General features: G+C 58.4%; 31 protein-coding genes, 1 pseudogene and 1 riboswitch. Of the genes and pseudogenes, 20 read left to right on the plus strand and 12 right to left on the minus strand.

Annotated elements, in window-relative coordinates:
* The first annotated feature begins 200 nt into the window (after window positions 1–200).
* From EJD88_RS15640 to hisC, 10 genes are all read left to right on the plus strand, one after another.
* The gene (locus EJD88_RS15640; RefSeq protein WP_003171811.1) at window positions 201–1,010 is read left to right on the plus strand and encodes an ATP-binding cassette domain-containing protein; all 810 of its coding nucleotides are present in this window, start codon (window positions 201–203) and stop codon (window positions 1,008–1,010) included.
* On the plus strand, window positions 1,010–1,807 hold the full coding sequence (gene mlaE, locus EJD88_RS15645; protein WP_099587125.1) for a lipid asymmetry maintenance ABC transporter permease subunit MlaE: 798 nt from the start codon (window positions 1,010–1,012) through the stop codon (window positions 1,805–1,807). Before EJD88_RS15640 ends, mlaE begins: the two co-directional genes overlap by 1 nt.
* Complete coding sequence (mlaD, locus tag EJD88_RS15650) at window positions 1,807–2,274, plus strand: outer membrane lipid asymmetry maintenance protein MlaD (protein ID WP_003171814.1); 468 nt, start codon at window positions 1,807–1,809, stop codon at window positions 2,272–2,274. Before mlaE ends, mlaD begins: the two co-directional genes overlap by 1 nt.
* A gap of 11 nt (window positions 2,275–2,285) precedes the next feature.
* Window positions 2,286–2,933, plus strand: a complete 648-nt coding sequence (locus tag EJD88_RS15655; protein WP_158878409.1) for a phospholipid-binding protein MlaC — start codon at window positions 2,286–2,288, stop codon at window positions 2,931–2,933.
* Window positions 2,930–3,235: a lipid asymmetry maintenance protein MlaB gene (locus EJD88_RS15660; RefSeq protein WP_158878410.1), complete on the plus strand. Its 306-nt coding sequence runs from the start codon at window positions 2,930–2,932 to the stop codon at window positions 3,233–3,235. The genes EJD88_RS15655 and EJD88_RS15660 overlap by 4 nt, the downstream gene beginning before the upstream one ends.
* Window positions 3,236–3,349: 114 nt before the next feature.
* Window positions 3,350–3,589, plus strand: a complete 240-nt coding sequence (locus EJD88_RS15665; protein WP_099587128.1) for a BolA family protein — start codon at window positions 3,350–3,352, stop codon at window positions 3,587–3,589.
* 23 nt (window positions 3,590–3,612) lie between these two features.
* Entirely contained in the window at window positions 3,613–4,878 is a 1,266-nt protein-coding gene (murA, locus tag EJD88_RS15670) for a UDP-N-acetylglucosamine 1-carboxyvinyltransferase (RefSeq protein WP_099587129.1), read from the plus strand.
* Window positions 4,879–5,115: 237 nt separating this feature from the next.
* Window positions 5,116–5,751, plus strand: coding sequence for an ATP phosphoribosyltransferase (hisG, locus tag EJD88_RS15675; RefSeq protein WP_099587130.1), 636 nt, complete (start codon window positions 5,116–5,118; stop codon window positions 5,749–5,751).
* A 128-nt stretch (window positions 5,752–5,879) separates the two neighbouring features.
* Window positions 5,880–7,202, plus strand: coding sequence for a histidinol dehydrogenase (gene hisD / locus EJD88_RS15680; RefSeq protein WP_158878411.1), 1,323 nt, complete (start codon window positions 5,880–5,882; stop codon window positions 7,200–7,202).
* 3 nt (window positions 7,203–7,205) lie between these two features.
* A complete protein-coding gene (hisC, locus tag EJD88_RS15685) occupies window positions 7,206–8,258 on the plus strand; it encodes a histidinol-phosphate transaminase (protein ID WP_099587132.1) in 1,053 nt (350 codons plus the stop codon).
* A gap of 68 nt (window positions 8,259–8,326) precedes the next feature.
* Here the strand turns inward: hisC and EJD88_RS15690 are convergent, their stop codons facing one another.
* Complete coding sequence (locus tag EJD88_RS15690; RefSeq protein WP_112193497.1) at window positions 8,327–9,601, minus strand: uracil-xanthine permease family protein; 1,275 nt, start codon at window positions 9,599–9,601, stop codon at window positions 8,327–8,329.
* A gap of 2 nt (window positions 9,602–9,603) precedes the next feature.
* Window positions 9,604–10,242 carry a uracil phosphoribosyltransferase gene (gene upp, locus EJD88_RS15695; RefSeq protein ID WP_099587134.1) on the minus strand — a complete coding sequence of 213 codons (639 nt, stop codon included), beginning with the start codon at window positions 10,240–10,242 and terminating at the stop codon, window positions 9,604–9,606.
* Between the two features lie 164 nt (window positions 10,243–10,406).
* On the opposite strand from upp, the gene EJD88_RS15700 reads away from it, so the two are divergent.
* The 3 genes from EJD88_RS15700 to EJD88_RS15710 all read left to right on the plus strand — a co-directional run bounded on the left by EJD88_RS15700 (window position 10,407) and on the right by EJD88_RS15710 (window position 11,890).
* Entirely contained in the window at window positions 10,407–10,964 is a 558-nt protein-coding gene (locus EJD88_RS15700) for a hypoxanthine-guanine phosphoribosyltransferase (RefSeq protein WP_032886291.1), read from the plus strand.
* 60 nt (window positions 10,965–11,024) lie between these two features.
* A complete protein-coding gene (locus EJD88_RS15705) occupies window positions 11,025–11,510 on the plus strand; it encodes a hypothetical protein (RefSeq protein WP_112193499.1) in 486 nt (161 codons plus the stop codon).
* Window positions 11,511–11,602: 92 nt separating this feature from the next.
* The gene (locus EJD88_RS15710) at window positions 11,603–11,890 is read left to right on the plus strand and encodes a PA4642 family protein (RefSeq protein ID WP_158878412.1); all 288 of its coding nucleotides are present in this window, start codon (window positions 11,603–11,605) and stop codon (window positions 11,888–11,890) included.
* Between the two features lie 60 nt (window positions 11,891–11,950).
* On the opposite strand, the gene mqo is transcribed toward EJD88_RS15710, so the two are convergent.
* Together mqo and EJD88_RS15720 are read right to left on the minus strand one after the other, a co-directional pair.
* Window positions 11,951–13,459: a malate dehydrogenase (quinone) gene (gene mqo, locus EJD88_RS15715; protein WP_158878413.1), complete on the minus strand. Its 1,509-nt coding sequence runs from the start codon at window positions 13,457–13,459 to the stop codon at window positions 11,951–11,953.
* A 678-nt stretch (window positions 13,460–14,137) separates the two neighbouring features.
* On the minus strand, window positions 14,138–14,371 hold the full coding sequence (locus EJD88_RS15720; protein WP_099587138.1) for a hypothetical protein: 234 nt from the start codon (window positions 14,369–14,371) through the stop codon (window positions 14,138–14,140).
* 194 nt (window positions 14,372–14,565) lie between these two features.
* On the opposite strand from EJD88_RS15720, the gene EJD88_RS15725 reads away from it, so the two are divergent.
* Window positions 14,566–15,153: a YajG family lipoprotein gene (locus EJD88_RS15725; RefSeq protein ID WP_099587139.1), complete on the plus strand. Its 588-nt coding sequence runs from the start codon at window positions 14,566–14,568 to the stop codon at window positions 15,151–15,153.
* Between the two features lie 56 nt (window positions 15,154–15,209).
* On the opposite strand, the gene EJD88_RS15730 is transcribed toward EJD88_RS15725, so the two are convergent.
* Window positions 15,210–15,419 carry a hypothetical protein gene (locus EJD88_RS15730; protein ID WP_099587140.1) on the minus strand — a complete coding sequence of 70 codons (210 nt, stop codon included), beginning with the start codon at window positions 15,417–15,419 and terminating at the stop codon, window positions 15,210–15,212.
* 183 nt (window positions 15,420–15,602) lie between these two features.
* On the opposite strand from EJD88_RS15730, the gene EJD88_RS15735 reads away from it, so the two are divergent.
* The gene (locus tag EJD88_RS15735) at window positions 15,603–15,860 is read left to right on the plus strand and encodes a hypothetical protein (RefSeq protein WP_158878414.1); all 258 of its coding nucleotides are present in this window, start codon (window positions 15,603–15,605) and stop codon (window positions 15,858–15,860) included.
* Between the two features lie 33 nt (window positions 15,861–15,893).
* Here the strand turns inward: EJD88_RS15735 and EJD88_RS15740 are convergent, their stop codons facing one another.
* Window positions 15,894–17,057: a 1-acyl-sn-glycerol-3-phosphate acyltransferase gene (locus EJD88_RS15740; RefSeq protein WP_177411508.1), complete on the minus strand. Its 1,164-nt coding sequence runs from the start codon at window positions 17,055–17,057 to the stop codon at window positions 15,894–15,896.
* Between the two features lie 133 nt (window positions 17,058–17,190).
* Here EJD88_RS15740 and EJD88_RS15745 point away from each other — a divergent pair, with 133 nt between their 5' ends.
* The 4 genes from EJD88_RS15745 (at window position 17,191) to EJD88_RS15760 (ending at window position 19,249) form a co-directional block, all read left to right on the plus strand.
* Complete coding sequence (locus tag EJD88_RS15745; protein WP_158878415.1) at window positions 17,191–17,373, plus strand: CPXCG motif-containing cysteine-rich protein; 183 nt, start codon at window positions 17,191–17,193, stop codon at window positions 17,371–17,373.
* Between the two features lie 11 nt (window positions 17,374–17,384).
* Entirely contained in the window at window positions 17,385–17,645 is a 261-nt protein-coding gene (locus EJD88_RS15750; RefSeq protein WP_099587144.1) for a putative signal transducing protein, read from the plus strand.
* Between the two features lie 36 nt (window positions 17,646–17,681).
* On the plus strand, window positions 17,682–18,302 hold the full coding sequence (locus EJD88_RS15755; protein WP_158878416.1) for an SOS response-associated peptidase: 621 nt from the start codon (window positions 17,682–17,684) through the stop codon (window positions 18,300–18,302).
* A gap of 128 nt (window positions 18,303–18,430) precedes the next feature.
* On the plus strand, window positions 18,431–19,249 hold the full coding sequence (locus tag EJD88_RS15760) for a M48 family metallopeptidase (protein WP_099587146.1): 819 nt from the start codon (window positions 18,431–18,433) through the stop codon (window positions 19,247–19,249).
* A gap of 75 nt (window positions 19,250–19,324) precedes the next feature.
* Here EJD88_RS15760 and EJD88_RS15765 read toward each other — a convergent pair whose 3' ends face one another.
* From EJD88_RS15765 to EJD88_RS15775, 3 genes are all read right to left on the minus strand, one after another.
* Window positions 19,325–19,909 carry a TMEM165/GDT1 family protein gene (locus tag EJD88_RS15765; RefSeq protein WP_099587147.1) on the minus strand — a complete coding sequence of 195 codons (585 nt, stop codon included), beginning with the start codon at window positions 19,907–19,909 and terminating at the stop codon, window positions 19,325–19,327.
* Window positions 19,910–19,998: 89 nt separating this feature from the next.
* Window positions 19,999–20,118, minus strand: a riboswitch (yybP-ykoY riboswitch).
* A gap of 51 nt (window positions 20,119–20,169) precedes the next feature.
* Window positions 20,170–21,168 (minus strand): class I SAM-dependent methyltransferase, encoded by a 999-nt coding sequence (locus EJD88_RS15770; RefSeq protein ID WP_099587148.1) that lies wholly within the window; start codon window positions 21,166–21,168, stop codon window positions 20,170–20,172.
* Window positions 21,169–21,198: 30 nt separating this feature from the next.
* Complete coding sequence (locus EJD88_RS15775; RefSeq protein WP_112193507.1) at window positions 21,199–22,164, minus strand: 2-hydroxyacid dehydrogenase; 966 nt, start codon at window positions 22,162–22,164, stop codon at window positions 21,199–21,201.
* 84 nt (window positions 22,165–22,248) lie between these two features.
* On the opposite strand from EJD88_RS15775, the gene EJD88_RS15780 reads away from it, so the two are divergent.
* A complete protein-coding gene (locus tag EJD88_RS15780; protein ID WP_003188636.1) occupies window positions 22,249–22,881 on the plus strand; it encodes a LysE family translocator in 633 nt (210 codons plus the stop codon).
* A 137-nt stretch (window positions 22,882–23,018) separates the two neighbouring features.
* On the opposite strand, the gene EJD88_RS15785 is transcribed toward EJD88_RS15780, so the two are convergent.
* The 3 genes and pseudogenes from EJD88_RS15785 to EJD88_RS15795 form a co-directional block, all read right to left on the minus strand.
* On the minus strand, window positions 23,019–23,591 hold the full coding sequence (locus EJD88_RS15785; RefSeq protein ID WP_158878417.1) for a lysozyme inhibitor LprI family protein: 573 nt from the start codon (window positions 23,589–23,591) through the stop codon (window positions 23,019–23,021).
* Window positions 23,592–23,839: 248 nt separating this feature from the next.
* The gene (locus tag EJD88_RS15790; protein WP_158878418.1) at window positions 23,840–24,526 is read right to left on the minus strand and encodes a hypothetical protein; all 687 of its coding nucleotides are present in this window, start codon (window positions 24,524–24,526) and stop codon (window positions 23,840–23,842) included.
* 223 nt (window positions 24,527–24,749) lie between these two features.
* Window positions 24,750–25,345, minus strand: a pseudogene (locus tag EJD88_RS15795) (hypothetical protein); the annotation flags it as partial.

Consider the following 25,345-nt stretch of genomic DNA (forward strand, 5'->3'; position numbering starts at 1 on the left):
TAACACAGTCGGCAACGTTTTTTCCCTGTCCTGAAACTGAACTAGCGCCGTTCCGGCCTTGGGCGCGTTGTACCAGCAGTGATATAGTTCGCCGCCAGTTCGGTCCGCCCAGCCCATGAGGCTATCTATATGCGTCGCCGTTGCAAACGTTTGTCGCATGCGTGGTGTCTGAGTGAGAGGCTGCATCCCAAGGAGTTTAGATGAGTGCCGATAACGCCTACGCGGTCGAGCTGAAGGGACTGACCTTCAAGCGCGGGACGCGCAGCATCTTCAATAACGTCGATATTCGCATTCCCCGTGGCAAGGTCACGGGCATCATGGGGCCGTCCGGTTGCGGCAAGACCACCCTGTTGCGGCTGATGGGCATGCAATTGCGCCCCAGCGCCGGCGAAGTGTGGGTCAACGGCCAGAACCTGCCGACGCTGTCGCGCAGCGATCTGTTCGATGCGCGCAAACACATGGGCGTGCTGTTCCAGAGCGGTGCGCTGTTTACCGACCTCGATGTGTTCGAGAACGTGGCGTTCCCGCTGCGGGTGCACACCCAGCTGTCCGATGAAATGATTCGTGACATTGTGTTGCTGAAATTGCAGGCCGTGGGCTTGCGTGGTGCCATTGACCTGATGCCCGACGAACTGTCCGGTGGCATGAAGCGTCGTGTGGCCCTGGCGCGCGCCATTGCGCTCGATCCGCAGATTCTCATGTACGACGAGCCCTTCGTCGGTCAGGACCCGATCGCCATGGGCGTGCTGGTTCGCCTGATCCGTCTGCTCAACGACGCCCTGGGCATCACCAGTATCGTGGTGTCCCACGACCTCGCAGAAACCGCGAGCATTGCCGATTACCTCTATGTAGTCGGCGATGGCCAGGTGCTGGGGCAGGGTACGCCCGAAGAGCTGATGAACGCCGATAACCCGCGCATTCGCCAATTCATGACTGGCGATCCCGATGGCCCTGTGCCTTTTCACTTTCCGGCAGCGGATTACCGCTCAGATCTTCTGGGGAAGCGCTGATGCGCAAGACATCTCTTATCGAAAAGGTTCGCCTTTTCGGTCGCTCGGGCATCGACATCGTCGAGGTGCTGGGTCGTTCGACGATTTTCCTGTTTCACGCCTTGCTCGGCCGCGGTGGCATTGGTGGCGGCTTTGGCCTGTTGCTCAAGCAACTGCATTCGGTGGGCGTGATGTCCCTGGTGATCATCGTGGTCTCCGGGGTCTTCATCGGCATGGTGCTGGCATTGCAGGGTTTCAATATCCTGTCCAGCTACGGATCGGAGCAGGCTGTGGGGCAGATGGTTGCCCTGACGCTGCTGCGTGAGCTGGGGCCGGTGGTGACCGCGTTGCTTTTCGCCGGTCGTGCGGGCTCCGCGTTGACTGCCGAAATCGGCAACATGAAGTCCACCGAACAGCTGTCCAGCCTCGAAATGATCGGCGTGGACCCCCTCAAATACATTGTTGCCCCGCGCCTGTGGGCCGGCTTCATCTCCCTGCCATTGCTGGCGATGATCTTCAGCGTGGTTGGTATCTGGGGCGGTTCGTGGGTGGCGGTAGACTGGCTGGGTGTCTATGACGGCTCCTACTGGGCCAACATGCAAAACAGCGTGACCTTTAGCGGTGACGTGCTCAATGGCGTTATAAAGAGCATCGTCTTCGCCTTTGTAGTGACCTGGATCGCCGTATTTCAAGGCTATGACTGTGAGCCCACTTCAGAAGGGATCAGTCGCGCCACCACCAAGACCGTTGTGTACGCCTCGCTGGCAGTACTGGGCCTTGACTTCATTTTGACCGCCTTGATGTTTGGAGATTTCTGATGCAAAACCGCACTGTGGAAATCGGTGTCGGCCTTTTCTTGCTGGCTGGCATCCTGGCTTTACTGTTGCTGGCTCTTCGAGTCAGCGGCCTTTCGGCCAGCCCCACCGCCGATACTTATAAACTTTACGCATACTTCGACAATATCGCCGGTTTGACTGTCAGAGCTAAAGTGACCATGGCCGGTGTAACCATCGGCAAGGTCACCGCAATCGATCTGGACCGCGACAGCTTCACCGGGCGAGTGACCATGCAGTTGGACAAGAAGGTAGATAATCTGCCGACCGACTCCACTGCATCTATCCTCACTGCGGGGCTGCTGGGCGAGAAGTACATCGGTGTCAGCGTGGGCGGGGAAACAGCCCTGCTCAAGGATGGTTCGACCATCCACGACACGCAGTCGTCGCTGGTGCTTGAGGACCTGATCGGAAAATTTTTGCTCAATACGGTCAATAAAGACGCCAAATGAGGAATCTGTTCATGATCTCTACCTTGCGACGTGGCCTGCTGGTACTGCTTGCAGCACTGCCCTTGATGGCCAACGCGGCAGGTTCTGCGCACGAACTGGTGCAGGACACCACCAGCAAGATGCTGGCTGACCTGACGGCCAATAAAGAACAGTACAAGCAGGATCCGAGCAAGTTTTACGACGCGCTCAATACCATTGTGGGCCCCGTCGTGGACGCCGAGGGTATTTCGCGCAGCATCATGACCGTCAAGTACTCGCGCAAGGCAACACCTGCGCAGATGCAGACGTTCCAGGAAAACTTCAAGAAAGGCCTGTTCCAGTTCTACGGCAACGCCCTGCTGGAATACAACAACCAGGGTATTACCGTCGCTCCAGCCGGTGACGAATCCGGTGATCGCACCAGCGTCAACATGAGCGTCAAGGGTAACAACGGCGCCGTTTACCCGGTGCAGTACACCCTGGAGAAGATCAACGGCGAGTGGAAACTGCGTAACGTGATCATCAACGGTATCAACATTGGCAAGCTGTTCCGTGATCAGTTCGCCGACGCGATGCAGCGCAATGGCAACGACTTGGACAAGACCATCAATGGTTGGGCCGGTGAAGTGGCCAAGGCCAAGGAAGAAACCGACAAAGCTGCCGGGAAGCCTGCGCAATGACCGAGTCGGCTATTCGTCTCGGCGACGCTGGCGAGTTGTTCCTCAGCGGTGTGCTGGATTACCGCACCGGGCCTGACCTGCGCAAGCAGGGTCAGGCGCTGATCAAGACCAGCACGGCTTCTGCGCTGGTGCTCGATTGCTCGGCGGTGACCAAGTCCAGCAGTGTCGGTTTGTCGTTGCTGTTGTGCTTCATGCGTGACGCCGAAGCGGCGAAAAAGCCGGTCAGCATCCGGGCTTTACCCGAAGACATGCGTGAAATTGCCGAAGTTTCGGGTCTGACCGAGCTGTTGGCGCATCCTTAATACACATTATCAGTGAGGCCCCCCGTCAGAGTCCTGCTATGCGGGGTTCGCAGGCGCGGGGCTTTTTTGTATGATGTGCGACCCGTGCGCACTGGGCGCCGATAGAGGTTGATCATGCAGGCCCTAGAAGTTAAAAGCTTTCTCGAAGGAAAGCTGCCCGATACGAGCGTAGAAGTTGAGGGCGAAGGCTGCAATTTCCAGCTGAACGTGATTAGCGATGAACTGGCGGCATTGAGCCCAGTCAAGCGTCAGCAGCAGATCTATGCCCATTTGAACCCGTGGATCACCGATGGCAGCATCCATGCGGTCACTATGAAATTTTTCAGCCGCGCGGCCTGGGCCGAGCGCACCTGAGCCCCCAAGGCGTCGAGATTCTTATGGATAAATTGATTATTACCGGCGGTGCCCGCCTTGATGGCGAGATTCGCATTTCCGGTGCGAAAAACTCTGCCTTGCCGATCCTGGCAGCGACCCTGCTGTGCGATGGCCCGGTGACCGTGGCCAACCTGCCGCACCTGCACGACATCACCACCATGATCGAGCTGTTCGGTCGCATGGGCATTGAGCCGGTGATCGACGAGAAATTGTCCGTCGAAATCGACCCGCGCACCATCAAGACCCTGATCGCTCCGTACGAACTGGTGAAAACCATGCGTGCGTCGATCCTGGTACTCGGCCCTATGGTTGCTCGTTTCGGCGAAGCCGAAGTCGCCCTGCCTGGCGGTTGCGCCATCGGTTCGCGTCCAGTGGACCTGCACATCCGTGGCCTGGAAGCCATGGGCGCAGTCATTGACGTTGAAGGCGGCTACATCAAGGCCAAGGCACCGGAAGGCGGCCTGCGTGGCGCTAACTTCTTCTTTGATACCGTCAGCGTGACCGGTACCGAGAACATCATGATGGCCGCTGCCCTGGCCAAAGGCCGCAGCGTCCTGCAAAACGCCGCGCGCGAGCCTGAAGTAGTCGACCTGGCCAACTTCCTGAACGCCATGGGCGCCAAGGTAGCCGGTGCTGGTACCGACACCATCACCATTGATGGTGTAGAGCGTCTGCACACCGCCACCTATAAGGTCATGCCTGACCGCATCGAGACCGGTACCTACTTGGTTGCTGCCGCCGTTACCGGTGGTCGCGTCAAGGTCAAGGACACCGATCCGACCATCCTGGAAGCGGTCCTGGAAAAACTGCGCGAAGCTGGCGCTGAAATCACCACCGGCGAAGACTGGATCGAGCTGAACATGCACGGCAAGCGGCCAAAAGCCGTTAACGTGCGGACCGCTCCGTACCCGGCGTTCCCGACCGACATGCAAGCGCAGTTCATCTCTCTGAACGCGATTGCCGAAGGCACCGGTGCCGTGATCGAGACCATCTTCGAAAACCGCTTCATGCACGTGTACGAACTGCACCGCATGGGCGCGAAGATCCAGGTAGAAGGCAACACCGCCATCGTGACGGGCACCGAAAAGCTCAAGGGCGCGCCAGTCATGGCCACCGACCTGCGTGCATCGGCCAGCCTGGTGATCTCGGCGTTGATCGCTGAAGGTGACACCCTGATCGACCGCATCTACCACATCGACCGTGGTTACGAGTGCATCGAAGAAAAACTGCAGATGCTCGGCGCTAAAATCCGCCGCGTACCGGGCTAGTTGCTGTTTTGTGGTGAGCGGGCTTGTCGAATCGTCGCACCGCCCGCGCTGGAGTGCGAAGCGCTCCCAAGATTTTTAGGGCCGCTTCGCAGCCCAGCGCGGGGCAAGCCCGCTCACTACAAATTAAAGAAGCAGTATGCTGAATTTGTTTCAAATCGAGGCTGTCATGGCCTCGATCTGCGTCTGGCGCCGTTTGCGACCGGACAGCAATAGCCTGATGAAGGACTGACGTTTCCCATGTTGACCATCGCACTGTCCAAGGGCCGCATCCTTGACGACACTTTGCCGCTTCTGGCTGAAGCGGGCATCGTGCCGACCGAGAATCCGGACAAGAGCCGCAAGCTGATCATCCCCACGACCCAGGAAGACGTTCGCCTGCTGATCGTGCGGGCTACCGACGTGCCGACCTATGTTGAGCATGGCGCGGCCGACCTCGGTGTCGCCGGTAAAGACGTGCTGATGGAATACGGTGGCCAGGGCCTGTACGAGCCGCTGGACCTGCGCATTGCCCTGTGCAAGTTGATGACCGCCGGCCGTGTCGGTGATGTCGAGCCCAAGGGTCGCCTGCGCGTGGCCACCAAGTTCGTCAATGTCGCCAAGCGTTACTACGCCGAGCAAGGCCGTCAGGTCGACATCATCAAGCTCTACGGCTCGATGGAGTTGGCGCCGCTGATCGGCCTGGCCGACAAGATCATAGACGTGGTCGACACCGGCAACACCCTGCGTGCCAACGGTCTCGAACCACAGGACTTCATCGCCGACATCAGCTCTCGCCTGATCGTCAACAAAGCGTCGATGAAGATGCAGCACGCTCGTATCCAGGCGTTGATCGACACCCTGCGCACCGCAGTGGAGTCTCGACACCGCGGTTGACCTACCCGCGTAGCTGAAGAGCTACGCCCGTCTATCCGCCTCATAGCCAGAATTCTCAGGTGCCCAAGCGGAAACGACTGCTAGTTTAGGGCGCCTGAGTTTTTGCCAATTCTATTGAGGCCCTCGCTATGACCACGTCCACCGCAATTGCCCGACTCAACGCTGCCGACCCGGATTTCGCCCATCATCTGGATCATCTGCTGAGCTGGGAAAGCGTGTCCGACGACTCGGTCAACCAGCGAGTACTCGACATCATCAAGGCCGTGCGCGAGCGCGGTGACGCGGCGCTGGTGGATTTCACCCGCCAGTTCGACGGCCTGGACGTTGCTTCCATGTCCGACCTGATTCTGTCCCGCGAACGCCTGGAGCTGGCCCTGACGCGCATCACCGCGCCTCAGCGCGAAGCCCTGGAAGTCGCGGCGGCGCGGGTGCGCAGCTACCACGAAAAGCAGAAACAGGACTCCTGGAGCTACACCGAGGCCGACGGCACTGTGTTGGGCCAGAAGGTCACGCCGCTGGACCGTGCAGGGCTGTACGTCCCCGGTGGCAAGGCGTCGTATCCGTCATCGGTGTTGATGAACGCAATTCCAGCCAAGGTGGCCGGTGTGACCGAAGTGGTGATGGTCGTGCCAACCCCTCGCGGTGAAATCAACGAGCTGGTGCTGGCTGCGGCCTGCATCGCCGGTGTCGACCGCGTGTTCACCATCGGTGGCGCCCAAGCCGTCGCGGCCCTGGCCTATGGCACTGAAAGCGTGCCGAAGGTCGATAAAGTAGTCGGCCCCGGCAACATCTACGTGGCCACCGCCAAGCGCCATGTCTTTGGCCAGGTCGGCATCGACATGATTGCCGGCCCTTCGGAAATCCTCGTGGTGTGCGACGGCCAGACCGACCCGGACTGGATCGCCATGGACCTGTTTTCCCAGGCCGAGCACGACGAGGACGCGCAGGCGATTCTGGTCAGCCCGGATGCCGAGTTCCTCGACAAGGTGGCCGCCAGCATCGACAAGCTGCTGCCGACCATGGACCGCGCCGAGATCATCGAGAAATCGATCAATGGCCGTGGCGCGTTGATCCTGGTGCGCGACATGGAGCAGGCTATCGAAGTGGCCAACCGTATCGCACCAGAGCACCTGGAACTGTCCGTGGCCGATCCACAGGCCTGGCTGCCGTCGATTCGCCACGCTGGTGCGATCTTCATGGGGCGCCACACCAGCGAAGCCCTGGGTGACTACTGCGCCGGCCCGAACCACGTGCTGCCGACCTCCGGCACTGCGCGTTTCTCCTCGCCGCTGGGGGTGTATGACTTCCAGAAGCGTTCGTCGATTATCTTCTGCTCGCCTCAAGGGGCTTCCGAACTGGGTAAGACCGCGTCGGTACTTGCTCGTGGTGAGTCGTTGAGCGCACACGCCCGTAGTGCCGAATACCGAATCCTCGAAGAGAAGGGTAACTAAGTCATGAGCAAATTCTGGAGCCCCTTCGTCAAGGACCTCGTGCCTTACGTACCCGGCGAACAGCCAAAGCTGACCAAGTTGGTCAAGCTCAACACCAATGAAAACCCCTACGGCCCGTCGCCCAAGGCGCTGGCCGCGATGCAGGCCGAGTTGAACGACAACCTGCGCCTGTACCCGGACCCCAACAGCGACCTGCTCAAGCAGGCCGTGGCCAAGTACTACGGGGTCGACGCTGGCAAGGTGTTTCTCGGCAACGGCTCGGATGAAGTGCTCGCGCACATCTTCCACGGCCTGTTCCAGCACGACCTGCCGCTGCTGTTCCCGGACATCAGCTACAGCTTCTACCCGGTGTACTGCGGCCTCTACGGCATCCAGTCCGACCCGGTGCCACTGGATGAGCAGTTCCAGATTCGTGTAGCGGACTACGCCAAGCCTAACGGCGGGATCATCTTCCCCAACCCCAACGCGCCGACTGGCTGCGTGCTGGCGCTGGACGCGGTGGAGCAGATCCTCAAGGCCAGCCCGGATTCGGTGGTGGTGGTCGATGAAGCCTATATCGACTTCGGTGGCGAAACCGCCATCAGCCTGGTGGATCGCTACCCGAACCTGCTGGTGACCCAGACCCTGTCCAAATCGCGCTCGCTGGCCGGTTTGCGCGTGGGCCTGGCCGTGGGCCACCCGGACCTGATCGAGGCGTTGGAGCGGGTCAAGAACAGCTTCAACTCCTATCCGCTGGACCGCCTGGCGATTGTCGGTGCGGCGGCGGCGTTTGAGGATCGTGAGTACTTCGAGAAGACGTGCCGGTTGGTCATCGACAGTCGTGAGCAGATGGTTGCGCAACTGGAAGGTAAAGGCTTTGAAGTGTTGCCGTCAGCGGCCAACTTTATCTTTGCTCGTCACCCCAAGCACGATGCTGCCGGCCTGGCGGCCAAATTGCGTGAGCAAGGGGTGATCGTGCGGCACTTCAAGCAGGAGCGGATTGCCCAGTTCCTGCGGATCAGCATTGGTACGCCGGAGCAGAACCAGGCGCTGATCGATGGCTTGGGTGAGCTCTAAGCCACACTGAAGATGTAAAAATGTGGGAGGGAGCAAGCCCCCTCCCACATTTGGTTTTGCGTTGGCAGTTAAAGCAGCGGTTCGTCAGGCTTCTTGTTCTTCCAGCCATCATTGCCCGGCAGCAGCAGGTTCAAAGCAATCGCTACGACCGCACACAAGGCGATGCCCTTCAGGCCGAAGTCGTTCGGACCTGTACCGGTTCCCACCAATACCCCGCCAATCCCGAACACCAGGGTCACCGACACAATCACCAGATTGCGCGCCTCGCCCAGGTCGATCTTGTGGCGGATCAGTGTGTTCATCCCTACCGCAGCAATCGAGCCGAACAGCAGGCACAAGATTCCGCCCATTACCGGGATGGGAATGCTCTGCAGCAATGCACCGAACTTGCCGATGAATGCCAGGCTGATGGCAAACACTGCCGCCCAGGTCATGATTTTCGGGTTGTAGTTCTTGGTCAGCATTACCGCGCCAGTCACTTCGGCGTAGGTGGTGTTCGGCGGGCCGCCAAACAGGCCGGCTGCCGTGGTGGCGATACCGTCACCGAGCAGCGTGCGATGCAGGCCGGGCTTTTTCAGGTAGTCGCGACCGGTCACGCTGCCGACTGCAATCACGCCACCGATGTGTTCGATCGCCGGGGCCAGGGCCACCGGGACGATGAACAGTATCGCCTGCCAGTTGAATTCCGGCGCGGTGAAGTGGGGCAGGGCGAACCAGGGCGCGGCGGCAATCTTGGCCGTGTCGACCACGCCAAAGTAGAACGCCATGGCAAATCCCACCAACACACCGGAGATGATCGGCACCAGGCGGAAAATACCTTTGCCGAACACCGCCACGATCAAGGTGGTGAGCAGCGCCGGCATCGAGATCAGCATGGCCGTCTTGTAGGGGATCAGTTCGGCGCCGTCGCCACCTTTACCCATCGCCATGTTAGCGGCGATCGGTGCCATGGCCAGGCCAATGGAGATGATCACCGGGCCGATGACCACGGGCGGCAGCAGGCGGTCAATGAAACCGGTGCCCTTGATCTTCACCGCAGCGCCGAGAAACGTGTAGACGAAACCGGCGGCCATCACCCCACCCATCGTCGCGGCAAGGCCGAACTGATCCTTGGCGAGAATGATTGGCGTGATAAACGCAAAGCTCGATGCCAAAAACACCGGCACCTGCCGCCCCGTCACCACCTGGAACAACAGCGTGCCCAGGCCTGCGGTGAACAGTGCGACGTTTGGATCAAGGCCTGTGATCAGCGGCATCAACACCAGCGCGCCAAATGCTACGAAGAGCATTTGTGCGCCAGACAGGATCTGGCGCCAAAGCGGGTCGTTGAATTCATCCTGCATGCTCACGCGTCCTTCTGCTTGGTGCCGAAGATCTTGTCACCGGCGTCGCCCAGGCCTGGGATGATGTAGCCGTGTTCATTCAGGCGCTCATCGATGGACGCGGTGTAGATCTGCACGTCCGGGTGCGCTTTCTCGACAGCGGCGATGCCTTCGGGCGCGGCGACCAGCACCATGGCGCGGATGTCCCGGCAACCGGCTTTTTTCAGCAGGTCAATGGTGGCAACCATGGAGCTTCCGGTGGCGAGCATCGGATCGATGATCATGGCCAGGCGTTCGTTGATTTCCGGAACGAGTTTTTCCAGGTAGGTGTGAGCCTGCAAGGTTTCTTCGTTGCGGGCCACGCCCACGGCGCTGACCTTGGCGCCCGGAATCAGGCTGAGGACGCCTTCGAGCATGCCGATACCGGCGCGCAGGATCGGCACCACGGTGATTTTCTTACCGGCGATTTTTTCTACCTGTACGGGACCGGCCCAACCGGGGATCTCGTAGGTTTCCAGCGGCAGGTCCTTGGTGGCTTCGTAAGTGAGCAACGCTCCGACTTCCTGAGCAAGCTCACGGAAGTTCTTCGTGCTAATGTCGGCGCGGCGCATAAGGCCGAGCTTGTGCTGGATCAGCGGGTGGCGGATCTCGCGAGTGGGCATGGGAAAGGCTCCGGCGGCGGGCAAAAAAACCGGCCTAGATTAATCTATCCGAGGGTGTTGTCCTATAGACATCTAGTACGTTAGTCCATTAAGGCTTGCCCGGAGCGCATGAGAAGCGTACCTTCGCCCGCTTTTCTTGCCACAGCACCCCTTTGGAGAGCGCCATGTCCGCTGATCTTGAGCATATCCGTCAAATCATGCGTGAGGCTGATTGCCTGTACACCGAAGCGCAAGTCGAAGCTGCGATCGCCAAGGTCGGCGCCCACATCACCCGCGAAATGGCCGACACCAATCCGGTGGTCTTCTGCGTGATGAACGGCGGCCTGATTTTCGCCGGCAAATTGCTCACCCACCTGCAATTCCCGCTGGAAGCGTCCTACCTGCACGCGACCCGCTATCGCAACGAAACCACCGGCGGCGACCTGTTCTGGAAAGCCAAGCCGGAAGTCTCGTTCATCGACCGCGACGTGCTGATCATCGACGACATCCTCGACGAAGGTCACACCCTGGGCGCGATCATCGACTTCTGCAAACACGCCGGCGCGCGCAAAGTGCACACCGCCGTGCTGATCGACAAAGACCACGACCGCAAGGCCCGTCCGGACCTGAAAGCCGATTACGTCGGTCTGCCATGCATTGACCGCTACATCTTCGGTTACGGCATGGACTATAAAGGCTACTGGCGCAACGCCAATGGGATCTACGCCGTCAAAGGCATGTGACCCAGGCCCGGCGCAGGGTTGTCATGCTATCGTGCGTGGCCCCCGCGCCTGGAGCTGTACATGAGCCTGTTGATTCGCACGTGCGCCGTCCTGGCGCTGACCCTGAGTTTGCCCCTGGCCGCCGCTCCGGCGCCGATGCATGCTCAATTCCTGCCGCCGGATGACCTGACGCTGCGCACTGAAACCCCTGACCAGCAGCAGTTGCTGCAAGTCACCGAGTACGCGGTGGTGGTGGGCAACCAGCGCCAATCCAACCAGCAACCGATCCCGGTGACGTCGCCGTTGATGATCCGCCTCAAGGGCAAGTCCCTGAACAAAGGCGCGATAATCAGCCAGGTGGTGCTCAATTTCGATGCCGAAAGCAAAAGCCTGAAAAAGCCGGTGTTTGATGACAAGAGCAAGACGCTGACGCTGTCGTATCCGGTGGCCCAATACCGGGTGATCGTCGATTTGCTGCGCAATGACACGGTGTATGTGCAGTTCCTCAGTTATGCCAACGGGCATATCTGGGCGGACCTGCACACCGGTGCAGTCCGCACCAAATAATCAAAACACCTTGGATCTCCACTGCTTTCGGAGCTTGCGTCACACAGGTAGACTTCAAATCCCGTGTAAATGTCTGCAGGCTGGAGTCGGTAATGCGTAAAGATAAGAAACAGGTGATTGGTGACGAGATCGGCGACGATCAGATCAAGTTGTTCCTGGACTTCGAGCCGGTTGACGCGACTTCACCGTCCCTGCACAAACTGATCAAGGCCTACCGTGGCCTGCGTATCGGCGACTTCGAGCGGTTCCTGGGCTTTTTCAAGGAAGCCGGCCTGGACCTGGATGGCAAGGATGAACATGGCCAGACGTTTGTTGATCTGATCAAGGACCAGCGCAATGCGCCTGAGTACATAGAGCTGATCGAAAACGCCCGCGGCTGATTTTCCCCAGCCATAAAAAAACGCCCCGGGGGGGGGCGTTTTTTTTATGGCAGCAATGCCTCAAGCGTAGCTTTCGGCCTCGTTGCTTTGTTCCACCAGCTCCAGGCTGATGTTGTTCTGCGTGTTGATCTTGCGATACAGCTCGGCGTCGGTCTCCAGGACTTTCTCCCGTGCCGGGAAGATCTCGTGCAGCTTGGCTGCCCACTCACCCGCCGCCTTGGTCGGGAAGCAACGTTCAATCAGCTCCAGCATGATCGAAACGGTCACCGAAGCGCCCGGAGAAGCGCCCAGCAGCGCTGCCAGGGAGCCGTCCTTGGCCGCGACCAGCTCGGTGCCGAATTGCAGCACGCCGCCTTTTTTCGGGTCTTTCTTGATGATCTGTACCCGTTGGCCGGCCACTTCCAGGCGCCAGTCTTCGGCTTTCGCCTCAGGGTAGAAGCGACGCAGGGATTCCAGGCGCTGCTCCATGGATTGGCGCACTTCGCTGACCAGGTACTTGGTCAGGTCCATGTTGTCGCGGGCCACGGCCAGCATCGGGCCGATGTTGCCGGCACGAATCGACATCGGCAGGTCAAGGAACGAGCCGTGCTTGAGGAACTTGGTGGTAAAGCCGGCGTAGGGCCCGAACAGCAGGGATTTCTTGCCATCCACCACGCGGGTGTCGAGGTGCGGCACCGACATCGGTGGCGAACCGACGGCGGCCTGGCTGTAGACCTTGGCTTGGTGGTGCTTGACCACTTCCGGGTTGTCGCAACGCAGCCACTGGCCACTGACCGGGAAGCCGCCAAAGCCTTTGCTTTCTTCGATGCCCGAGGCTTGCAGCAACGGCAGGGCCGCGCCACCGGCACCGAGGAACACGAACTTGGCGTCCACTTCACGGCTGGTGCCGCTGTTGACGTCCTTGATGCTCACGGTCCAGCCGGCGCCGTTGCGCTTGAGACCGGTGACGCGCTTGCTGTACTTGACCTGGGCATCCGGCGAGCTGGTCAGGTGGCCGAGCAATTGGTTGGTCAGGGCGCCGAAGTTGACGTCGGTGCCGTTCATGACGCGAGTGGCGGCGATTTTTTCGTCAAGTGGGCGGCCCGGCATCATCAGCGGCATCCACTCGGCCATTTCGCCGCGGTCTTCGGTGTAGTGCATGTCCGAAAACGCATGGTGCTGGCTGAGGGATTCAAAGCGCTTCTTGAGGAAAGACACGCCTTTGTCGCCCTGCACGAAGCTCAGGTGCGGCACCGGGCTGATAAAGGACTTGGACGAGCCAAAGGTGCCTTTTTTGGTCAGGTACGCCCAGAACTGCTTCGACACCTCGAACTGGGTGTTGATGTGCACGGCTTTCTTGATGTCGATGGAGCCATCGGCGGCCTGGGGCGTGTAGTTCAGCTCACACAGCCCGGCGTGGCCGGTACCGGCGTTGTTCCACGGGTTGGAACTCTCCGCGGCACCCGAATCCATCAGCTCAACGACTTCCAGCTTGAGGCCGGGGTCGAGCTCTTTGAGCAATACGGCCAGGGTGGCACTCATGATGCCGGCCCCTACCAGTACTACGTCGACTGCTTCGTTATGCGCCATTTAACGCGTCTCCAAAATCTGCAGCACCAAATTGACGGCATGGCTGCCAGGAGTGACGGGGCGGTTCACGTGTTGCCCCAGGTTACCCATGGCCAGGATCGCCATGTCCGTTTCGCAATTCTTTGCAACGTCAGCGCACGCTTCCTGCCTGCCTCATTCGCCTATGAACGCATTCATGGGCGCCTGTGGCAATTCGACTTATGGTCAAAGCGTGCAATTCGTGCAATCAATCCGTAGCGGACAGGCTCAAGCTCCGGTGATTGAGGAATACTCGGTCCTGTGTGATTGGGCTGTTCCAGACGCTGATGGTGCTTGTACAAACGCCAAACTATTCATTTGCTCGCCACACTCTTGTGAAGTTGTGAAAACCCGTTTTTTCACGCTCTTTTGAAGACGTGAACCTCAAAAAAGGGCTGCCGCGGGCTGGCACAGTGGCCGGGCGCAATGGCAGCTCTGGCAGATTCGGTAGAGGCGGGTGGTTTGCAAAGGAAACAGCAAGCGCGCCAGCTTCACTCGATCTGTGTGGGCGGCTCTCTGTGGGCGATTCTTGGGGGGTTAATACCGAGGCATTAACGTGCTGCGAGGCCCGATCAGGAGACGTCCTTATAATCGGGGGGAGATTGTAGCGAAGAACGTCAGGGAAATGGGCGTGTTTTATGACTTTTATTAGGTCTTCGGTCAGGCGGCCAACGGCTGGTGACGTGGCGACCGCACAGGACGTGGGCTTACACGGGCACGGGCGGGGAGCGGGTGATGCATCCAGCTCAGGCGGATTTCATCGATTTCCACCCAGCCGTCGCCCACAGGCGCCTGGCTGCATTCCTTGAACGCCTGGCAACGGCCTTGTGCATCGAGCCGGGCGAACTGACGAAGGGCCGGCTTGCGGGTAAACAGTGACCAGAGAAATTGCATGGCGAGAGCCCTCCTGAGATTGAGGCTAAGCATGCCGTGTGGGGATGACGAGTCGATGTAACGGCTATGACATATCAATGACAGCGAACCGCTGCCGAGGCGACGAGTCTTAGGTTGTAACTGACGCTAGTTCCCTGCGGGGGCGCCCCGCTATACTGCCGGCCTGTCGGTACCTGATTTCTGGAGAGAAGCGCATGTTGCAACGCCTGTTGTTCGGTTTGATCACTGTGACCAGTTTGACCTTGGTTGGCTGCGCCAACAGCCCGCAACAACTGAGCCCACAACCGAAGCTCACCACGCAGTTGGCCCCGGTAGGTCATGGTCAGCCGGTGTCGGTGCGTGTCGTGGATGGTCGTCCTTCGCCTACGTTGGGCTCTCGCGGTGGCCTGTACCCGGAGACCGCGCTTATCTCGGTGACTGGCCAGGACGTGCTGCCCAAGTTGCAGGCCCAGGCCGAAGCGGCCGTGCGCCTGCTGGGCTTCACGCCGAGCGCCAACGCACCAGGCGCTCCTCAGCTGACCATCACCTTGGCGGAACTGAAGTATCAGTCGCCTAAAGAAGGCCTGTACGTGACTGAAGCCGCCATCGGCGCAACGTTCAAGTCCGACGTCACCGCCGGTACCCGTCGCTACAGCGGCCGCTACGGCGCATCGTTGAACCAGCGCTTCGGCATGTCGCCGAACCAGGAAACCAACACCAAGCTGGTCAGCGATGTCCTGAGTGACGCCTTGACCCGCCTGTTCAAGGACCCAAGCATCGGTTCCTTGCTCAGCGCGCAGTAACTGTCCAGATAAAGACCGGGCTCAGTGATGAGCCCGGTTTTTTTTCGTCTTCAGTTTCACGCGGCAGTGTCGATACAGAAGTCCAGCATGCTCACCCCGGTCAACAGATCGGCCTCCGGCAAGTCCGCATGCTGGTGCCCGCCAAGGGCGCAATACACCAGCCAATGGCGGTCCTGCACGTTGAACGCAAGGCCGCCGACCAGCGCCTCTTGCTCATCGCTTTGGGCAATCAGATACAGCCGATCCTGGTTGTGCGCGTGCAGCATGACAAGCTCCCGAACGTTCGAAGGGCAACAGAGTGGCTTGTTAAGGTGACGTTCAGGTGACGCTGTAAATTACTGGATACATTAACCGTCCATGGGGGATGGAGTGTTTTAGGCGCTGGAGGCCACTGTCCGTTTATGTAGGTATCTGCACGGATACCCAGACACTGTTTCCTGAGGTTTGTGATGGCGCTGCCCGCACTATTGATCAATGCTGTGGCTTTATTGGTAGCCTTCCCCGGTGCGGCGCTGTTATTTATCACACGCCTGCGCGAACAACGCGCCATGGCCGAGTTGACCGCACAAAGCGAAGACCGGGCCATCGATCAGCCCATGCTGTTCCTGGATGTGCGCACCGAACGGGCGCATCGGGTGGCTTACCGGATCGGCTTCGCCTGTCTGGGGCTGGGGCTGGCCATATCCTGGCTCAGCACCCGAATCTAAAAAACCGCCCCTTCCCACATTTTTGATCGGTGTTCAGAGAGGGATTCCGGCCTTCACCCGATACTGATTGCGCACCGGCGTCGCGTATTGCACCACCAGAAATGGCCGGTGTTCCTCCGGGCATTCATTCAGGCGCCGCTCCCACTCGGCCTTCGCCTTGGCCAGTTCATCCGCCGGGAACACCTCGGCCGCCTTTGGCACCTGTAATTGCGGGTCGGCGTCGCTCCATTGGGCATACGCCAGGTAGTGCACTGGGAACAGCCGATAACCGCCGAGAATCTGTCGATCCATTTCCACGGCCAGCACTTTGGTGTCTTCGAAGCGCTCGGTAATCGGCGGCGCGAAGTTGATGTGTACGCGGCCTTTGTAGCCGGTAATGCCCAGCGCAATGCTCACGTCATCTTCACCCTGCGCCTTGACGTAGGTGCCGGTGGTGGCGCGGATATACAGCTCGCGGGCCTTGGCCGTATCGCACGGGTCGTACTCGTAGCTGATGGACACCGGGGTCAGGTTCAGCGACTGGATCACCTCGGCAAACGGTTCGTCCTTGCGGCTGACGTGGAACATCTTGAGGATCGCCGACTCGGTGCGGTCATCCCCATCCTTGGCGCGGCCTTCGGCCTGGGCGATCCAGATCGACTGGCAGTCGTTGCGGATCGAATGGTTGATGTAGGCCGACAGCAAGTTGAACGCGGCCATCTTTTCCTTTCGCCCGGTGATCGAGCGGTGCACGATGAAGCTCTTGTTCAGGCGCATCAGGTCGCTGACAAACGGCTTTTGCAGCAGGTTGTCGCCGATGGCGATACGCGGCGTCGGCAGGCCGGCGTGGTACACGGCGTAGTTGACGAAGGCCGGGTCCATCACGATGTCGCGGTGGTTGGCCAGAAACAGGTAGGCACTGCCCGACTTGAGTTGCTCGACGCCGCTATAGGTCACGCCGTCGGTCGCCCGGTCAATGGTATGGTCGACGTAATACTCGACTTTGTCCTGCAGCGTCGCCACGGTGGTGACACCGGCGAACTCACGGCGCAGTTTGCGGGCGATCATCGGCTTGAGCAGCCAGCCCAGGGCGCCGGCAAAGCGCGGGAAGCGGAAGTGGGTCAGGATGTCCAGAAAGGCCTTGTCACTGAACAGCCGGTCCAGCACTGCCGGGACTTCGCTGTCGTTGTAAGGTCGGATGGTATCGAATTCGCCCATCATGCTCTCTTGTTAGAAACGGCTAGGGTAAGTAAAGGAAATACCAGGGCGCGGTACGGGTAATTGGCCCGGCCGGACAATAGCCCTGTAAATAGACCGGCGATTATACGCACAAGTCACTTGGGAGACTGCGATGCTGGAAACTGCGACCTACGATTGTCCTTATTGTGGTGAAGAGGTCGAGACAACGGTGGACTTGTCCGGCGGTGATCAGGTTTACATAGAAGACTGTCAGGTGTGTTGCAGGCCGATCACGTTCAACCTGCAAGTCCATGACAAAGAGTGGATGCTCGAAACCCGCAGCGAAAACGAATAACAGGCCAGCACATGCAGCGAATCTACGAACCGGAAAACCTGATGGAAGGCGAGTTGCTGCAACAAATGCTCGCCAGCGAGGGCATCGAGGCGCACTTGGTGGGGCGGCATTTGCTCGGCGGCACCGGCGAGCTGCCGATCTTCGGCCTGCTGGGGCTGGAGGTAGACAACGACCGGGCCGTGGATGCCCGCGAGCTGATCACCGCCTACATCGGTGCACAGCCCGTGCCCGGCGATGAACCCGACAGCTTCCCCGACGTGCTGGTCTGTTAGGCTGTCGGCCGGTTTACCCAAGAGTCGTGTTGCCCCATGTGTGGACGTTATGCCCTGTTTCGCTGGAATCCTGCCTTTGCGGCCTTGTCGGGTTTTCCCGTCGACCAGCAGGCCCAGTGGAACATCTCCCCGAATGATTCGGTGCTCATCCAGCGCCTGAACGACGGCCAGCGCACCCTGGCCCGCGCCCGTTGGGGCCTTACGCCGCCCTGGCTGACTGACCTTTCCCGCACACCGGCCCACGCCCGCGCCGAAACCCTGGCCGAGCAGCCGATGTTCCGCGAAGCCTTCCGCCAGCGTCGCTGCCTGCTGCCGGCCAACGGCTTTTATGAATGGCGCGGTACCCAGCGCAAACGCCCCTATTGGCTGACGCCCGGGGAGGGCTCCACGTTGTTTTTTGCGGCGATCTGGGAGGCCTATCCGGTGCAGGAGCAAGTGTGGCTGAGCACTGCTGTGGTGACGCAGGCCGCCCAGAGCCAGCGCCGGCCGTTGATCCTGGACGCGGCTGGGCAGGCCGCCTGGCTTGATCCCGAAACGCCGTTGCATGTGCTGCAAAGCTTGCTGGCCAGTGAGCCCGTCGCGCTGCGCGAGCGTGTCCTGGCCAACATGGTCAACGATCCCAAGCTCAACGGGCCGGAGTGCCTGACGCCGGCCTGAACCTGAAGGCCGCTGTGGGATGTATCTGAAAATGAGCGGTTAAGCGTCTGTTGTATCTGGCGCCGATACAAATGAGCGCCTACGATACGCGCGATGTTTTATGGGTGTTTTTCAGGGAGCGAGTGTTGATGAAAAAAACAGTGGCGGTAAGCGTATTGGCGGCGGCAATGCTGCTGGCAGGGTGTCAGTCGGTCAATACCACCAGCGGTGGCGCCGTTGGGGTTGAGCGCAAGCAGTACATGTTCAGCATGCTGTCGAGTCAGGAAGTCGACCAGATGTATGCCCAGTCCTACCAACAGACCTTGGGTGAAGCCAGTACCAAAGGCCAGTTGGACAAGACCAGTGCCAACGCCAAGCGTGTGCAGGCTATCGCCAAGCGTTTGATCGCCCAGGCGCCCACCTTCCGCCCTGACGCAGCGCAGTGGAAGTGGGAAGTGAATTTGATCAAGAGCGATGAGATGAACGCCAACTGCGGGCCAGGCGGCAAGATCTTTGTGTACAGCGCATTGATCGACAATCTCAAGTTGACGGATGACGAGTTGGCAGCGGTGATGGGCCATGAGATCGCCCATGCCTTGCGCGAGCACGGCCGTGAGGCAATGTCCAAGGCGTATGGTATCGAGATCGCCAAGCAGGGCGCCGGTGCGTTGTTCGGCTTGGGCCAGGACAGCCTGGCACTGGCCGACACCGTGGCCAACTACGGCATGACCTTGCCGAACAGCCGCAGCAATGAAAACGAGGCAGACCTGATTGGCCTGGAGCTGTCAGCCCGCGCCGGCTACAACCCGAACGCCGCCATCACGCTGTGGAACAAGATGGCCAAGGCTTCGGAAGGTTCGCCGCCGGAATTCATGAGCACTCACCCCGCGTCCGACAGCCGGATTGCCTCGTTGCAGGCGGCGATTCCGAAGGTGATGCCGCTCTACCAGCAGGCCAAGAAGTCCTAAGGCTTGATGAGGATCTAAATGTGAGAGGGGGCTTGTCCCCCTCCCATATTTGATGGGGTTTGCAGGCTTGGATCCTTAGATCCAGCCACTGCTTTGCATGGCCTTGTACACCGCGACAATCGCCAACACAAAGAACGCCGTCGCCGCCAGTCGACGAATCATCGTCAGTGGCAGTTTCTCCGCCGCGAAATTCCCCGCCAGAACCACCGGTACGTTGGCAATCAACATGCCCAGGGTGGTGCCGATAATCACCAGCCACAGCTCCGGGTACTGCGCGGCGAGCATCACCGTGGCGATCTGGGTCTTGTCACCGATTTCCGCCAGGAAAAACGCAATCAGCGTGGTCAGGAATGGCCCGAACTTGCGTGTGGTGCTGGCTTCGTCATCATCGAGCTTGTCCGGCACCAGGGTCCATAGGGCGGTGGCGCAGAAGCTCGCCGCGAGGATCCAGTGCAACACCGCGTCGGAGAAGAAACTGCCAAACCAGGCACCCACGGCACCGGCGGCCGCATGGTTGGCCAGGGTCGCGGCGACGATGCCGGCGATGATGGGCCAGGGCTTGCGAAAGCGAGCAGCGAGAATGAGTGCGAGCAGTTGCGTCTTGTCGCCGATTTCGGCCAAGGCAACGATTGCGGTAGGAACGAGTAATGAATCCAGCATCAGGTAAGTTTCCAGGGGCGGGTCGACACGGCTATGACACGTACAGCCTTCCCGCCCCGGGTAAGGTGTGCGTGTCATAGGTCTTGTCAAACCCCGGTCCGTCTGTGCGGACTCCTGGGTCGCATACGCCATGGTCTGTTGACCAAGTATGTTGACGTATGCCGGACGAGCGTGGCGCTCGTGGGAGACTACTCCCCTAGGACGGAGCGGATTCTGCCTAGGCAAAATCCATTCGGCAAGCCTTCTTTTTCAAAGCGCCATCAGGGGCGCTTGGCACGGTAGATGCGAAAACCATTGCCCTCAGCCTTGATCGCACACACGCCCAAATGCTCTTCGATCAGCGGCTGGTACTTCAGGAAGCTGTTGGCAACCAGCCGAAGTTCACCACCTTTTGCCAGGTGTTTCGCCGCTTTTCGCAGCAGGTTCTCGGTAGCGAAATAATCGGTGTGCACCCCGACATGGAACGGTGGGTTGCTCAGAATCGCGTTCAACCCCATCGGTGCAGCATCGATGCCATCACCGGTCAGCACCTCGGCCTCCAGGCCGTTGGCAGCCAGTGTCAGGCGGCTGCTGGCGGCGGCGAAGGCGTCGACATCCAGCATCGTCACGCTGTTGTGCGGGTAGCGACGTTTCACCGCAGCCCCCAACACGCCTGCGCCGCAACCGAAGTCCAGCAGATGGCCGCTCGGCAGTTTGTCCAAATGCTCCAGCAGCAACTCGGTACCACGGTCCAGGCGACCATGGCTGAACACCCCCGGCAGGCTCACGACTTTGAGCGGGCCTTCGGCCAGCGGCACTTCAAACACTTGCGCCAGGCTTTCCAGTTCCACCGCGTGCGGCGCGTTGGCCACGGTGATCTGCCACAGCTGGCAGTGCCGTGCATTGTCGAGCTTGCGCGGTTTGCCGAACGGGATCATCTGTTTGGCGGCGCTTTCGATACCGCTTTTTTTCTCGCCGACCAGAAACAGCTCGGCGCCGGGCAGGCGTGCGGCGACGGCGTTGAGCAGGTAATCGGTGAGGTCCTTGGACTTGGGCAGGAAGATCACCGCAGCGTCGAACTCACGCTCCGGCACGTTCACGCCAAATTGGCTGCGCTCGGGGAAGCGCGCATCAAGCGCTGCCTGATCGCCGGCATGCCAGCACCAGGCGTGGGCGTTGGGCAGGCGGCCCAGCAGGTCGTCGGCGGGCAAGCCCACCAGCAACAGGTTGCCTTGAAAAAGTTCGGCCTGACGAAGCAGTACTTCACTGCGCGGATCCATGGTCTGCTCCTTGAAAAGGGGCGCAGTTTATCAACTGACGACGCGCAGCGGGGCGCCGCTGAAAAAGCCCAGGGCGTTTTCCGTCAGTTGGCCGACGATGCGCTGCCGCGCTTCGCGACTGCCCCAGGCATTGTGCGGGGTGACGATCAGCCGGGGAATGTCATCAGCCAGCAACGGGTTGCCGTTGACCGGTGGCTCCACACTCAGCACATCGGTGGCTGCGCCGCCCAAGTGACCGCTGCGCAAGGCATCCGCCAGCGCCTGTTCGTTGATCAAACCACCGCGTGCAGTATTGACCACCAACGCGCCGGGCTTGAGCAGTGCGAGTTCGCGGGCGCCGATAAAGTCGCGGGTATGCTCGTTGAGTGGGCAATGCAAGGTAAGGGCGTCGACCTGCCTGAGCAGCTCATCCAGAGGTACACGGTCTGCGCGGGCAGGGCGACCCGGAATCGCGCCAAGCAGTACGCGCATGCCAAACGCTTCGGCCAGCCGGGCTACCGCGCCGCCCAGTTCGCCGTGGCCCAGCAGGCCGAGGGTCTTGCCTTCCAGCTCGACGATAGGATGGTCGAGCAGGCAGAACTGCTTGGCCTGTTGCCATTTGCCGGCGGCCACATCCCGTTGATAGTCCTTCAGGCGCGTCGCCAGGTTCAGCAGCAGCATGATCGTATGCTGCGCCACCGATGGCGTACCGTAGCCCTGGCAATTGCTCACGGTGATGCCCTGGGCGCGGGCGGCCTCAAGGTCGACGTTGTTGGTGCCGGTGGCCGATACCAGGATCAACTTGAGTTCCGGGCAGGCCGCCAGGGTTTCGCTGTTGAGGACGATCTTGTTACTGATGACCACCTGCACACCTTGCAGGCGCTCAATCACATTCTGCGGCGTGGTGTCCGAGTACAACTGCAGGTCGCTGAAGCAGTCTCTTAGACCGCTGAGGTCGAGGTCCCCCAGGTCCAGGGAGGGGTGATCAAGGAAGACGGCGCGGCGATTGTTCGTCATCAACTGTACCTTTTGCGACAGGGTTCGAAGGCGTAATCTGCCGAGCCTATCAGATGAAATAATCCGTTACTTAATGGAGTGAGTATGTACGTCGCCGAGTTTTTGACCGTGGCCTTGATCCACCTGTTGGCAGTGGCCAGCCCAGGCCCGGATTTCGCCGTGGTAGTACGCGAAAGCGTGACCCATGGCCGTCGCGCCGGCACCTGGACCGCACTGGGTGTGGGCTCGGCGATTTTCCTGCACGTGGGGTACTCGTTGCTGGGGATCGGCTTGATCGTGTCCCAGTCCATTGTGCTGTTCAATGCACTGAAATGGGCGGCGGCCGCGTACCTGCTGTATATCGGCTTCAAAGCCCTGCGCGCGCAGCCGGCCAAGCCCGCCGCCGAGGGCGAATTGCACCGTGAAGCGGGCGAGCGCACACCACGCGGCGCGTTTACTGCGGGCTTTGTGACCAATGGTTTGAACCCTAAGGCCACGTTGTTCTTCCTGTCGCTGTTCACCGTGGTGATCAACCCGCACACGCCGCTGGCCGTACAGGCGGGTTACGGTGTGTACCTGGCGGTGGCGACGGCGTTGTGGTTCTGCCTGGTGGCCATGCTGTTCAGCCAACAGCGCGTGCGCGCCGGGTTTGCGCGGATGGGGCATTGGTTTGATCGGACCATGGGGGCGGTGTTGATTGCGATTGGGGTGAAGTTGGCGTTTACCAGTATGAAATAAGAAAACCCGCAGAAAAGATTTAATTGCTACCGTGAAACTTGATCGGGCATTTTTCTAAAAGTCGTAAATATTAAATAGGGCTGCATGGTGCAGTCCACATGTTGGCGCTTCTCTATTTTTCAGTCATGTCCGCGTCTCTATATTGACTGAAATTTTAATCTGGCGTGACAGAGTCTCTCATCTTCATCGTAAATACTTTTTGTTAGTTTGCAATTTTTCTTGTAATAATCAGTTTCTTCAAGGCGTTTTTCTAAGCTTTCAATGTGTGAGAGTATTTCCCCTTTGCTTTTTGAAGAAATACTGCTTATGAATGAAAGTGTATTGTAGAAGCTGTCACCACTAATGCCCGTATCCAAGTGGAATAATTCCACCAGTCTCGATGAGGTTAAAGAGATCAAACATCCTATTTTTTCGATTTCAGCCTCTTCGCCAGGAAAAATAGACTCATAAATTTCATTGCAGTGCGCATCTCTATATTTGATCCATGCGCGTTCAGTTTCTATAAGAGATATTCTTTTAGGGAATCCAAGTGGTGCAACCATTTTTGAATATTGCTCGTTAAGTTTTTTGTCCGATTTTTCGTACAGATTAGTTACGCACTGAAGAATATCTTTTGTTGTCGTACTGGTGTTTTTGCAATCACCTTTAGCAAAAGCTACTGAAGTAAATAAAAAACTCAAAGAGCTTATAACTATCGCCAGCAATCGCATTTCAGACCTCTCTCAAATAGTTTTGCTTCTTCTTCTCGACGAATTATTAGTCCTCCAAGCCCCGGTTTTCCTTCCCAAAGCCTTTTCATCGAACGAAGTCTAGATGGGATTCTCTCTGGTGTGAGGTTTAACAAATTATAACGTATTGCAGCTAATTACAGCTTGCTAGATCACTGCACTTCAACCAGCCTTCAATAGTAGTCTTCCCTGAGAATCTGAACTCAACCCTATCTTCGCCACTAGAGCTATCAAATCCTAGAAGGGTAATCACATCTCCCCGCATTAAGTTTTTTTGCGTGGGCTGAGTCGTAACCGGAGAAGAAAAAAACCTTAGCTTGGAGAGATACCACCTTAGAGACTAATTCGGAACGTGTTTCAAATTTTATGTCATCAGACACTAACGATCTTACAAGAGAACCATCAGAACTGTAAACTATTCGACTTACCTCACCACACCCAACACAACGATCCGATATTTTTATATCTACCTTTCCACCTACAGCGACATAAATATCTTCAGCCCACGCCGCACCATCCTTATAAGAACTGACAATATAGCCATCCCTTACCACAAAATTACAGAGCCCACCTCCAACAAATAACAACTCTTTCAAAAGGCGATCATCTCTTTCGTAACGAAGTACTCTCGAACAAGAGTTCACACCATCTCCCTTCAAATCAAAAAGTACTTCCCCAACCCCGTCGCCAGTAAGGTCCTCAATACGCACCTCGTTGTACACGCTCTCAACTTCATCCATGAAGTCTGTCGGCACTGGCAAGCCATACATCTTTCCACCATCAAATACAGATAGCTTAAGTGGATTATGACTCTCGACACTCAGAATCGGCGAAGCTCGTTCACCATTAGCCATGCCAGAAAAAACACAGAGTAAAAACAGTACCCTTGCCGCCCCTACAGAGCAAACTAGATTCATGATACAAGCCCCCACTCTTTTCGTATCAGCTCGAATATATGTGCACGTTCATGCAAACCATTCTCGCCGCCATTAACTGCCAAAGTCACAAGTTTTACATTGTCAGGCTCATTATCTATCAAGATATTAATATCACCCTGCGCATTATACCTCCTGCTTACAGCCCCTTTATTCCGCCAATACCAACACGACACATCTATAGCGTTAAACATATCCTCCGCAATTAAATTCGGCGCCGCCACAAAGTCAACCTCCCTATAGTCGGCATAGGCTGCATAATTTTTTTCCATGTGAGTTGAATTAATCCCTTTCTTTTATATTTCGGACCATCACCTATTTCCGTATTCCCGCTGCGCTCAGCATCATTACGTTGTCCTAGATCGTGCTGCGTGCCAGAAGCAAACTCTACGGTAGTCTCAAAAGCAGCAGATTCGTGAAAACACTGAGAAACAAAATGAGCTTGCTGGTACGGAGTTACTATGCCGTAGCGCTCAAGAGCATCATTTAACTGACTGACAAACTCGCATTTATCATATTTATATATCCTTGGATATTTCTCTTCAAATTCTGCAAAAAACTTACGCCCTCCTCCTCTCCCCGTAAACCAGCTACCCGACTTACCCGTAACTTTTTCCAAAAAATCGACTGTAATTCTCCTGACATTAGACTTAAACCTCCCCACCAACCCCACCGGATGCAAGTGATAAACCTGCCCATCCACCGGCAATCCAACTCCCTGCGCCACCTCATTCCACCAACTGATCTCCCTGATCCGCTCCTTTTCCGCCACCCAGTTTAAAAGTGGAGTCGAGCCGCTAT

Source organism: Pseudomonas sp. PB105, assembly GCF_009764655.1.
Taxonomy (GTDB): domain Bacteria; phylum Pseudomonadota; class Gammaproteobacteria; order Pseudomonadales; family Pseudomonadaceae; genus Aquipseudomonas; species Aquipseudomonas cyclaminis.